This window comes from Nostoc sp. LPT (genome assembly GCF_017115165.1).
In the GTDB taxonomy this organism is placed as follows: domain Bacteria; phylum Cyanobacteriota; class Cyanobacteriia; order Cyanobacteriales; family Nostocaceae; genus Nostoc.
This window is the reverse complement of sequence record NZ_JABXKF010000175.1, coordinates 1-11,230: the sequence shown is the minus strand read 5'-3', so window position 1 is coordinate 11,230 and position 11,230 is coordinate 1. Positions and strand designations below refer to the sequence as shown.

Sequence of the window (11,230 nt, the reverse complement as noted above, 5' to 3'; positions counted from 1 at the left end):
ATAGTTTGAATTCTTCTCACCGACTTACTTGTCTATAATTTAAATTGAATTTTATGAACAAGTGCTTAGTAGCACCGTGGCTCGTTACTGTAGAGTTCTGTTTGGATTGAGATTCCTTTACATCAGATAGGAGAATCGGTAAGCCATAACGGATTTAAATTGTCTACTAATTTGCAATAATCAAAAGTCTAGAGAAAATATTGACTAAAAACTATGCAAAATTTCAGTACATCCAACACTATAGGACTGAGTTTAGAGCTTTTTCATGTCCAAACCAACACTGCTTTTGAGTTATCACCAAATACTGCGGTGTTTCATATCGGTAAACCAAATGACCAAATTCCGCCGGATATTGATGTTTCCAACTTGCCAGATGTAGATGTAGTTTCTCGCATCCACGCACGGATTCAAATCCATATAAATAATTACTTGATTGAAGATTTAGGAAGTTCTAATGGCACATTTGTCAACAACACTAGATTAGAACCTAGAACACTCTGCCAAATAAATATAGGAGATAAAATAGACCTTGGTCAAGGAGAAAAAGTTACATTTATATTTCAAGATAAGATACAATCTCAACAAAATCTTCTTCCTCTTACAAGTTCCACAAAAATGCAGGCTCAAATTGCTCTGAACAGCAGACAAACTCTGGTGAATCAAACAACCAGGTATATAGGCTTTGCTTTGATGGTTGCAGGCATCATCATTTTAACTGCAAATATTCGTGTTGGTATATTTTTTGGTATTCCTGGTTTATTACTATGTATTTCCGGTATTTTCGTCCTTTGTCAGCAGCGAATAAACCCTAACTTAGGATGGATTTTGATAGCGCTAGGAATTATAGTTATAGCTTTTACTGGTAATGTGTTCGCGTCAGTTAATCTTTTAGTTGTTGTGGCATCATCTGCTTTATTTCTCGCTGGATATCAACTTTTGAATACTGGAAAAATCTTAAATTATGATTTGCGATCGCTCCAGAAATTAATTAAAAAATAGCTGATTTTAAATAATTACGAATTATCTTTTTATTCTTTCCACAATGCCACTTGCTGTTTCAGTTCTCTCAAATCCAAATAATCGTTAGCAAAAGCTTTCCGTAAAAGTGGATGAGGAATAAAACCATCATACTTTTGAATTTCCGGTGCTTCTGAAGTACTAACTAAATCTTCTGAGGTAATTCTTTGTTCGCACAAGGAAGTAATTTCACGATAAAGATATTTAAATTTATCCTTGCCTAATTTAATTGTCAAATAATAGGGATTTACTCCGCCAATACTTGTAATTTCTAACGATTCCCGGCAGTAAGAGTTGAGCAACCTTTCTAAGGTGCGATAAGCAACCGTACCCATCCAAGGAAAAATACAGCATTTACCTTTCTCTAATTCTACAATCTTGTGTTTATCTAATTCAACCTGTTGCACCAATTTGCGAACTTGATGTAAGCGTTGCAAAGCATTTTTTTGCAAGTAACTGTACTCGATATTTTCAAATAAGACTTGTTGCATTCGTTGCAAAACTTTGGTATGAATAGTCCCACCACCACCACGCCAATAAATACTAGATTTCCCCTCAGCTTGTTTAACAAAAATAGCCTTCTTTTGAAAGTCAACTTCTACGACTTCCCAAGTTCTGCCAGCTAAAGCAAATTGATTACCAACAGGAAGTGGCGTGACAATACTGCCAATTTCTGTTGAACCTTGCTTAACAATGTATTCTTGCTGTTCAGCAAAGACAGCATAAAACTGAAATTTTCTCACCACTTTTTCTCCTGCCAAACCCAGGATTAATTTACCTTGTTCAGTATACTGAATATGACCAATATCAATTAAATAGCGTAGTAATAGTTGTAAATCCTCTTGAGAAATCGCAGCAAAGGGTGGCAGACTAAAAATTTGTTTAGCTAAAGCATTAGCTGAAATTTCTCCTGTAGCTGTTAAAATACTCATTGTTTGGTGATAAAGCAAACTCAAAGGATATTTAATTGGTATAATTGGTTCAATCCATTGTTCCTCTAAATAAAGTTGAATTATCGCAATACACTGTAAAAGTTGCCAGGGGATTTGTTCTGGCAGAGAATCTTCTGCTAATGCCTTCTCTTCAGCGCAGACGAAACGCATATCGGCAGCTTCTCCTCTTCTACCACTGCGTCCCAAACGCTGTAAAAAACTAGCTACAGACAAGGGTGATTCTAACTGAATCACTCGCTCTAAATAACCGATATCTATGCCTAATTCTAGAGTTAGAGTGGCGGCGGTAACAGCTGGATTGTTGGGTTCACGCATCGCATTTTCAGCAGCTTGCCGCAAACTAGCAGATATACTCCCATGATGCACATGATATATATCTGGTAATCCTTGTTCTGTGGCGATTTGTCGCAAAGATGCAATTACAGATTCGGTACGTGTGCGATTATTAGCAAATATCAGGCATTTGCGAGACTTGCTGAGGTTGAAAATATATTGTTCATCTGCTGTCGCTTCTGATTCATCTATTTCATCAGTAATATAAAAATGTTCTACAGCTAGTTTTATTTGGCGTTTTATACCATCCATTTTTGGTGTAATTACTGGCTTATCTGTTCCCGAACGCAACCACTCTTCAGCTATTGAGTAATCCCCAAGAGTTGCCGATAAACCAATACGACGTGGTTGTTTTTGGGTCAACTTTGCTAAACGTTGCAATTGGCAAATAATTTGACAACCGCGTTCTGAACCCATAAAGGCGTGAATTTCATCAATGATGACAAACCTTAAATCACCGAATAAGCGAGGTAGGTCTTGATTTTTGTTAATTAACAAACTTTCTAAAGATTCTGGGGTAATTTGGAGAATGCCTTGAGGATTCTTTAAAAGCTTGTTTTTTCGAGTTTGCGAAACATCGCCATGCCAGTGCCAAACTGGAATGTCTGCTTCTTTGAGTAAGTCATTGAGACGCTCAAATTGATCGTTAATTAAAGCTTTGATTGGACTAATATATAATGCGCCAATTGTGGCGGCAGGGTTGGTATGTAATAGAGTTAAAACTGGTAGAAAAGCTGCTTCTGTTTTACCAGCAGCAGTTGCAGCAGTAACTAACAAGTGAGCATCAGTGTCAAATATGACTTGACAAGCGGCAATTTGAACTGGACGTAATTCAGTCCACTGGTGATGATAAATATATTCTTGGATGAAGGGTGCAAGTCGGCTAAAGGCATCGCTCATATTTTTTATAGATGAAAGTGTTAGTAAAACTACTCCTTGGTATTTCAGAACTCTCAAATCATGGATCGATGAGGTCTATACTTGGAATTACCGATTACTAAAAGCGATCGCTACCCTTAAATTTTTGTCGTAGAATATCTACGACAAGAGCATTGGTGGCAGAAGTTCCACCTACTATGTCATATATGAAGATTGTTTTAATTATTTTATGTCTATTCAAGTCTACGGAATTCCCAATTGCAGCACTTGCAAAAAAGCTTTGACGTGGCTCCAATATAACAACATTGACCATGAGTTTATCAACACCAAAGATACTCCGCCGACTCGTGAGATGATTCAAAACTGGGTGAAGTCTTTGGGTTTTGCTCCCATGCGAAACACCTCTGGTCAATCTTACCGCGCTTTAGGAGATGAAAAGAAGACTTGGGCTGACGAACAGTGGGTTGATGCATTCACTCACGACGCAATGCTGCTCAAACGTCCACTTTTCGTTAAAGATGGAACAGCTGTGCTGGTTGGCTTTAAAGATGAGGGAATGAGTATTTTCAGTTTTTACTCCTATTGACTCAATGCAGATTAACATCCGTCAGTCAAACTGAAGTAATAGAGCAAGTATATAATGAGGCAAAAACCATGAAGAAGTATAAGGAAACATTACGTGTCATCCTTGCTATATCCATCATTGTGGTTGGAGTGACACACTTTGTTATTCCAGAACCTTATGTCAAAATTATGCCACCCCAACTTCCTTACCCTTTAGGATTAGTTTATCTCAGTGGCTTTTATGAAATTTTGGGTGGTATTGGGTTATTAGTTCCGCCTGTAAGTCAAGCTGCTGCTTGGGGACTTCTTGCACTTTTTATTGCGGTTTTCCCTGCCAATATCAATATGGCGGTTAATCACATTCAGCTAGAACATATACCAAACTCACCTTGGGTACACGTAGTCAGGCTTCCCCTTCAAGCTGTTTTAATTGCTTGGGCTTGGTGGTACACAAAATCTTCGGTTGGGGAAAAACAAGCTTCTATCATTCCTAAGTCACTGATTCCCAAGGAACTAGAATTAGAATAAGTGCGTTTTTTATATCTGAATCATGCGCCTCACAACTTTGTTTGGAATAACACTCTCGTTAGCAATAGGCATTGGAGAAGTTACGCTTCCGGTGACTCAAGCTGTGCAGCTTAGAGATGGCCTAGTCTATTTCGTCCAACCGCCGAAACTTGTTAACGCGACAACTACTTACAAAGAGGTGAATGTTTGGGGCGGAACTTACTATTTCACTATCAATGTGCCGGAAAATGCTGGAGAATCCCTCCAGAAGGTAACGATCGCCCAAAAAGAGGGATCGGAAAACATTCGTTACAATCTTGATGATACCCGTGCATTTGTCGGAACACGCGATCGCAAAGAAACGCAACTGAAACTAGGCTCAGTTACAAACGAGCGCAAGACACGCACTGTTTCTGTAAACTTTGACCCGCCTGTAACTCCAGGACAGACAATTACAATCGCCCTCCGCCCTGTGAGTAATCCGAGCTTTTCTGGTGTTTATTTATTCGGTGTTACAGCATTCCCTGTGGGTGAAAAAGCTCACGGTCAATTTCTCGGCTTTGGACGGTTTCAGTTTTACAGCAATTGGGGAAGTTGGTGGTTCCCATAGAGGGAATAGGGAATAGGGAACATTTTCTAAAAGTTGTGTTATAAAAACGGGCAAGAGTCTTAAACAATACGAAAGGGCTTACCATCAAGCTTTTTCGTTAAATACTTCTGAAGATTCAGGAAAAATTAGCTGTATTTTTCCTGAGCGCTGACGTGTTCTCTGATTTTTCGGTAAATGCGTAATTCTTACAGCAATAGAATCAAATGCTACTGTAAGCAATTAAGCTTTAGCGTTTAATCATCAGTAATCTTTAAAAAATAGAAAAAAATTATGTTAAGTATTCCTATTAAACTAAATTTACCTCGTATACCCCATCTAGTAACTTCCTTGCCTGGGCCTCGCGCTCAAGCAATTGTACAACGCGATCGCGCCGTAACTTCTCCTTCTTACACCCGCGATTACCCGTTAGTTGTATCTCGCGGCCAGGGCTGTATGGTGGAAGATGTGGATGGCAATGTATTTCTGGATATGACCGCAGGTATTGCTGTCACCGCCACCGGACACGCTCACCCGGAAGTCGTTAAGGCAATTCAAGAACAGTCGGCGCGTCTGCTGCACATGTCAGGGACAGATTTTTATTATGAGCCGATGGTAGAACTAGCGGAACAATTAGCAATTCGCGCTCCCTATCCCCGGTTTGATTTTGATGAGACGGCATTGGGAATGGGTGTGGAGATATTTGTGAGATGCGTGAAGAAGTTTTTTAGTTGAGTGGGTGTAAATTGGATATTTTTTTAGTCTGCTTAATTTACACCCAACTTTCCCAAGAAATTTCTCTTACTTGTCGCATTCGCTCGAAGTCGCTGTCAGATGAAACAAGAGTCAATGAATGACGTAAAACTGTAGCAGCTATCCAGAGGTCATTTTCACTAATGCCTATAGTATTCAATTTAGTTGTTTTACGTTTATTTTTTTCTTTTGAGCCAAATTGTTTAATAATTTCTGATTTAAAATCACCGTATATTTCTGTTGTTTCTTTGTCGATCCCGTATAGGTTAATTCGTTTGATAAATGCATTGATTTTTATTAAATTAGCAGCTTTTTGATGTGAATTTTGCGCCATAAAGTGCAACTCACCAGCAACAATAACACTAGTTGCTAATTGTACCTGACCAAGCGAGCGCAAGTGATTCACAACACTAGGCATCCCTTCCATCAAAAAGGAACAGTGATTAGTATCCAAGAGATACATAATTACAATTCTAGAGGTATCCGACTGTCATGAACTAGTTGCAGGCATTCTTTAATATCTGAACCTTCCCAACTGCCCACAAATTCTAATAAATCTTCAGCAGTAGAACCTGTTAAGGTGTGCTCTGTTGTAAGCGTTTGAGCAGGTTGGCTATCTGAAGATATACTATTTTTTTCATGTTTGGCTTGCAAAGATTGCACAAAGTCTAAAATTTCCTGCAATAAGGGTTCAGGTAATTTTTCTAGTTCTTGGTTAATTTGTTCTTTAATAGTCATTATTACCCCTGTATTTACATGGTTGAAAAACTGGGTATTGAATTTATATCCTAATCTAATATTGATTGCGGCTTTTTGTGTTTGCAAAGCGTGCGCCTGAGTACCTCGCTTATTTAAACAGTGCCAGGTAACGAAAAGCTAGAACCCGCAAGGCTTCGTGGAATATATCTTGTTCACAAAGTTTTACAAATCTCGTAAACCTTTATACATTACAATTTACAAGTCTGGACGCGAGAGAAGAAGTAACATCAATAGAGTTCACCCGACAGATTAAAGATCCAAATAGTGGAAGCCTAGGGAGATCAAAATGCTGGGTAGAGTCTAGCGAATAGTTGTATTCATTATCCTTTACCCCAATCTCCTTAACTGTAGTAGTAAAGATCGCTGACCGTGGAAGCGTAGGGAGATGCCCCTGGGTAGAGTCTAGCGAATAGTTGTATTCATTGTCCTTTACCCAGCCTTCATTATTGCGCCAGCCTAATCGATCGCCCAAAAGATACTCCGTTTTATAATCTACTTTGCCACCGCATTCTAGCCAAATACGTTTTTGTACGCTAAAGCCAAAATGACCATTGCTGTATTTTACCCACAATTGGTCAATTGTGCGTAAATCTGTGCAGGGAAAATTTTCAATAGATTCATAACCAAGCCAGCCTTGCTGTTCTCTTTTGGCTACTTTCAGCATGACTCTGGTGGTTTCTTGGTTTGCTGCTTTCCATTGACCCGCTTTGAGTAAATTTTCTAGATTTTGGTAATTTACCCCCACATTTGAAGCTAATATCACTTCTGTTAGATTAGCTTGCGAGGAGGAGAGAAAATTCAACCACTCTTCCATTGTCTGGGGTCGATCTTTTGCCTCTAATGCCATGCCTTGCAGAATCGCTTCATTTACAGCATCACTAAGACTAGGGACAAATTGCTTTGGTGATACTAATTCCTCTTGCTCATACTTGCGGTCAAAGGAATTGGTAGGGCGTTGTCCAGTAATGGCATAGTACAACGATCCAGCTAAACAGTAGACATCAACTGTTGCGTTACGAATCCCTTTGCGTGTTAACTCATAGGGTGCAAATACCTTGTTACCAAAAGACCTAGACAATGTACTCGGTGGGGACATATCCCCGGCGATACCAAAGTCAATTAATACTGCTTTGCCTGAGTTAGGAACATTTGGATCAAAGTTGAGCATAATATTGGGAGGAGTGACATCGAGATGAAAGACTCCTTTTTTATGTACATCTACCAAAGCTAAACCCATTTGGCGGATGTATCTTACAGCTTCAGTTTCGGGTAATTTCCCTTGGCGTTGCACGTATTCCCATAAACTCTCGCCTGCTATATATTGCATCTCTAAGCAGTAGCGACCATCTTCTTCAACAAAAAAGTCGAATACTTGCACAATATGGGGATGTGAGTCTGTACAACACATTGCTAGCATCTGTGCTTCTTTTTTGAAGCGTTCAACATATTTGGGATAATCTGGATCTCGTTGGACGCTGATGTTGGGGGTTTTGATGACGACTCGGCGGTTTAGCTTGGTATGCATTGCTTGGTAGGTAACTGCAAAACCGCCACCACCCAACTGTTTTTCTATTTTGTATTTGCCGTTATGTATTAGCTGTCCGTTTTGCCAGAACATATACCCACATTTATTGATGGCTAATGTTGATTCTGACACGCTTTTTGTGAGTTATGGTGCTTGGCGTTGGTAAATTAGAAGATGGATAGCTCACGCAGAGGCGCAGAGACGAAGATTGAGGTTTTCTGGCTATTGCTAAAATAACTTTTGCAGTCGCAAAAGCAACAAATGTGACTTTAAAACTAACTTTTGGAGCCGCAAAAGCAACAAATGCGACTTTAAAACTAACTATTGGAGTCGCAAAAGCAACAAATGTGACTTCAAAACTAACTATTGGAGTCGCAAAAGCAATAAATATGACTTCAAAACTAACTATTGGAGTCGCAAAAGCAACAAATGTGACTTCAAAACTAACTATTGGAGTCGCAAAAGCAATAAATATGACTTCAAAACTAACTATTGGAGTCGCAAAAGCAACAAATGTGACTTCAAAACTAACTATTGCGTAGACGTGACCTACTACCTATTTTGTGGTTGAGTGGAAGACGATGGGGTTTGTTGTGTCGGGGGTGCTGGTTTGCCTGGAAACCAATCTTTGAATAAGTCTGTGCCATCTTTGATTCCTGATATCAAGGCTGCAAATAAGGCTAATACACTCATAATCTCTAATATCCACGCCCACAGAGGTTGTGCCCAAAGAAGTTTGGGAAGAGAAAAACTTGCTGTGTTTAAACCCAATTCTTTTAACCACTCTTCTACTGTTTCGGGACGGTTGTCGGGTTGTAGTTCCATTGCGTGGAGAATCGCTTGATTGACGCGATCGCTAATCTTATCATTAAATTCCTTAGGTGTTAAATTCCTTAGGTGGAATTAAACGCTTATTGTTATCTTGGCGCTCAATAGCACTTTCTGGCAGTTTTCCTGTTAATAAAAAATATAAAGTTGCCGCAAGAGAATAAATATCAGTCCAAGGTTTACGTCGCGCCTGTTGTCTAGGAGAGTTGGAATACAGTTCAATTGGTGTAAATTTATCAACTAAGTTACCGCGACTTGACACTGGGTTATCAACGAATCTTCGTGCTAAGTCGAAGTTTATCAAAACAACCTGATGCGTACCCGCCCGCAAAATGATATTTTCTGGTTTCACATTTCGATGTAAAAATCCTTGTTTATGCACTACTATGAGTGCTTTTCCAATTTGTTGGATGTAATCTAAAGCCTCTTTTTCAGGGAGAAATCCTCGCGGTTGGACAATCTTGGCTAAATTATCTCCTGGAATATACTCCATGACCATGCATTTTAAATCACCTGACTCGAAGGTATCAATGACTTGGACAATATTCGGATGTTTGCATATTGCTAGTTTACGGGATTCATCTGCAAAACCTGATTTTAAGCGATCGCGGTCTACGTTACTTAATTGATTAAGTAAATTGGAATCCAATGTTTTAATTACAACATTCTTGCTAGCCCGATCCTCAGCAAGATAAGTAATAGCAAAGTTCTCCTGTCTTAAATTTTGTTTAATTTCATACTGATCGCGGTGTAACTTCTGTCCAGATGCCCAAGTCATTGGTTGATTATCTCAGAGAGTTATATTAATTTTTGCATATAGCCATTCTCCTGTGGATGCGATGCCTACGGCGGGTTACGACTACGCACCTGGAAAATGTGTGTTATAAAAGCGGGCAAGAGTTTTAAAAAAATACGAAAGTCTTTACCATGAAGCTTTTTCGTTAAATACCTCTAAGGATTCAGGAAAAAGTATCTGTAATTTTTCACGATTGCTAACGCATACTCTAATTTTTCGGTAAATGCGTAATTTTCTACACTAATGGAATCAAATGCTACTGTAAGCAATCAACATTTAGCCTTTAATCATCAGTAATCTTTAAAAAGTTGAAAAAATTATGTTAAGTATCCCTATTAACCTAAATTTACCTTTTACACCCCGTATAGTAACTTCCTTACCTGGGCCTCGCGCTCAAGCAATTGTACAACGCGATCGCGCTGTAACTTCCCCTTCTTACACCCGCGATTACCCGTTAGTTGTATCTCGCGGCCAGGGCTGTATGGTAGAAGATGTGGATGGCAATGTATTTCTGGATATGACCGCAGGTATTGCCGTTACCGCCACCGGACACGCTCACCCGGAAGTCGTCAAGGCAATTCAAGAACAATCGGCGCGTCTGCTGCACATGTCAGGGACAGATTTTTATTATGAACCGATGGTGGAACTAGCGGAACAATTAGCGATTCGCGCTCCCTTTCCCCACCCACAGAGTGATACTGCGTTTCCTGCAAAGATATTTTTCACCAATTCTGGGGCAGAATCCAACGAAGGAGCAATTAAACTAGCTCGATATTACACCAAGCGATCGCTAATCGTAGCCTTCTTAGGCGCATTTCACGGACGCACTTATGGGGCAATGTCTCTCACTGGTTCCAAAGCAGTGCAACGAGCTAATTTTGGGCCTTTAGTTCCTGGGGTGACTCATATCCCCTACGGCACTCACGCAAGCTTAGATTATTTGGAAAAACAGTTATTTAGCACAATTTTACCACCGCAAGAAGTAGCGGCGATCGTAGTCGAACCGATTCAAGGAGAGGGTGGGTATATCGTACCCGAAGATGGTTTTTTGCAGCGGATTCGGGAGATATGCGATCGCCACGGTATTCTAATGGTAGTGGATGAAGTGCAAGCAGGGATGGGGCGGACTGGTCGCTTATTTGCGATCGAGCATTGGGGTGTGATGCCTGATATCATTACTACTGCTAAAGGTATCGCCAGTGGTATGCCCTTAGGAGCGATACTTGCCAGACCTGAGTTAATGACTTGGCCTCCCGGTTCTCACGCTACTACATTTGGCGGTAATCCCGTAGCTTGTGCTGCTGGTATTGCCACACTGCGACTGCTAGAAAGTGGTTTGATGACCAACGCTACCCAAATGGGAGAATTATTACAAGCTAGTCTTACCCAGTTGCATCAAAGGTTTCCCAGAGTATCATTGCCACGAGGTAAGGGTTTGATGGTAGCGGTAGATTTATTGGATGAACAGGGTAATCTTGATCATAAATTGCGCGATCGCATTATTCAAGAAGCTTTTTTACGAGGTTTATTGTTACTAGGTTGCGGTAAAGCAGCAATTCGTTTCTGTCCCCCTCTAGTTATCGACAGCGACCAAATTCAGATAGCCCTTAAAATTACCAGTGAGATTTTAAGTTCTTAAAAGATGAGGGGGAGTGGGGACAAGGGAGACAAGGAGAATGCCCAATGCCCAATGCCCAATGCCCAATGCCCAATGCCCAATGCCCAATGCC

At 40.1% G+C, this 11,230-nt stretch carries 12 protein-coding genes and 1 pseudogene; 7 read left to right on the top strand and 6 right to left on the bottom strand.

Features of this window, described 5'->3' with window-relative positions:
- The first annotated feature begins 213 nt into the window (after positions 1-213).
- Positions 214-999, top strand: coding sequence for an FHA domain-containing protein (locus HWQ58_RS33800; RefSeq protein WP_292872533.1), 786 nt, complete (start codon positions 214-216; stop codon positions 997-999).
- A 29-nt stretch (positions 1,000-1,028) separates the two neighbouring features.
- Here HWQ58_RS33800 and HWQ58_RS33795 read toward each other — a convergent pair whose 3' ends face one another.
- Positions 1,029-3,203 (bottom strand): DEAD/DEAH box helicase, encoded by a 2,175-nt coding sequence (locus HWQ58_RS33795; protein ID WP_292872531.1) that lies wholly within the window; start codon positions 3,201-3,203, stop codon positions 1,029-1,031.
- A 208-nt stretch (positions 3,204-3,411) separates the two neighbouring features.
- Here HWQ58_RS33795 and HWQ58_RS33790 point away from each other — a divergent pair, with 208 nt between their 5' ends.
- The 4 genes and pseudogenes from HWQ58_RS33790 to HWQ58_RS33775 form a co-directional block, all read left to right on the top strand.
- On the top strand, positions 3,412-3,768 hold the full coding sequence (locus HWQ58_RS33790) for a Spx/MgsR family RNA polymerase-binding regulatory protein (RefSeq protein WP_292872529.1): 357 nt from the start codon (positions 3,412-3,414) through the stop codon (positions 3,766-3,768).
- Between the two features lie 68 nt (positions 3,769-3,836).
- Positions 3,837-4,274 carry a DoxX family protein gene (locus tag HWQ58_RS33785; protein WP_292872527.1) on the top strand — a complete coding sequence of 146 codons (438 nt, stop codon included), beginning with the start codon at positions 3,837-3,839 and terminating at the stop codon, positions 4,272-4,274.
- Positions 4,275-4,296: 22 nt separating this feature from the next.
- Positions 4,297-4,863 (top strand): DUF2808 domain-containing protein, encoded by a 567-nt coding sequence (locus tag HWQ58_RS33780; protein WP_292872525.1) that lies wholly within the window; start codon positions 4,297-4,299, stop codon positions 4,861-4,863.
- Between the two features lie 270 nt (positions 4,864-5,133).
- Positions 5,134-5,496 (top strand): annotated as a pseudogene (locus HWQ58_RS33775) (aminotransferase class III-fold pyridoxal phosphate-dependent enzyme); the annotation flags it as partial.
- Positions 5,497-5,611: 115 nt separating this feature from the next.
- Here HWQ58_RS33775 and HWQ58_RS33770 read toward each other — a convergent pair.
- The 3 genes from HWQ58_RS33770 to HWQ58_RS33760 form a co-directional block, all read right to left on the bottom strand.
- On the bottom strand, positions 5,612-6,055 hold the full coding sequence (locus HWQ58_RS33770) for a type II toxin-antitoxin system VapC family toxin (RefSeq protein ID WP_292872523.1): 444 nt from the start codon (positions 6,053-6,055) through the stop codon (positions 5,612-5,614).
- Between the two features lie 2 nt (positions 6,056-6,057).
- Positions 6,058-6,330: a DUF2281 domain-containing protein gene (locus HWQ58_RS33765; protein ID WP_292872521.1), complete on the bottom strand. Its 273-nt coding sequence runs from the start codon at positions 6,328-6,330 to the stop codon at positions 6,058-6,060.
- 202 nt (positions 6,331-6,532) lie between these two features.
- Positions 6,533-8,008, bottom strand: a complete 1,476-nt coding sequence (locus HWQ58_RS33760; RefSeq protein ID WP_292872519.1) for a serine/threonine-protein kinase — start codon at positions 8,006-8,008, stop codon at positions 6,533-6,535.
- 131 nt (positions 8,009-8,139) lie between these two features.
- On the opposite strand from HWQ58_RS33760, the gene HWQ58_RS33755 reads away from it, so the two are divergent.
- Complete coding sequence (locus HWQ58_RS33755) at positions 8,140-8,418, top strand: hypothetical protein (protein ID WP_292872517.1); 279 nt, start codon at positions 8,140-8,142, stop codon at positions 8,416-8,418.
- Between the two features lie 10 nt (positions 8,419-8,428).
- Here HWQ58_RS33755 and HWQ58_RS33750 read toward each other — a convergent pair whose 3' ends face one another.
- Together HWQ58_RS33750 and HWQ58_RS33745 are read right to left on the bottom strand one after the other, a co-directional pair.
- Positions 8,429-8,701, bottom strand: a complete 273-nt coding sequence (locus HWQ58_RS33750) for a hypothetical protein (protein WP_292872515.1) — start codon at positions 8,699-8,701, stop codon at positions 8,429-8,431.
- A gap of 52 nt (positions 8,702-8,753) precedes the next feature.
- A complete protein-coding gene (locus HWQ58_RS33745; RefSeq protein WP_292872513.1) occupies positions 8,754-9,482 on the bottom strand; it encodes a serine/threonine-protein kinase in 729 nt (242 codons plus the stop codon).
- A 337-nt stretch (positions 9,483-9,819) separates the two neighbouring features.
- On the opposite strand from HWQ58_RS33745, the gene HWQ58_RS33740 reads away from it, so the two are divergent.
- Positions 9,820-11,139 (top strand): acetyl ornithine aminotransferase family protein, encoded by a 1,320-nt coding sequence (locus HWQ58_RS33740; protein ID WP_292872511.1) that lies wholly within the window; start codon positions 9,820-9,822, stop codon positions 11,137-11,139.
- Positions 11,140-11,230 lie beyond the last annotated feature (91 nt).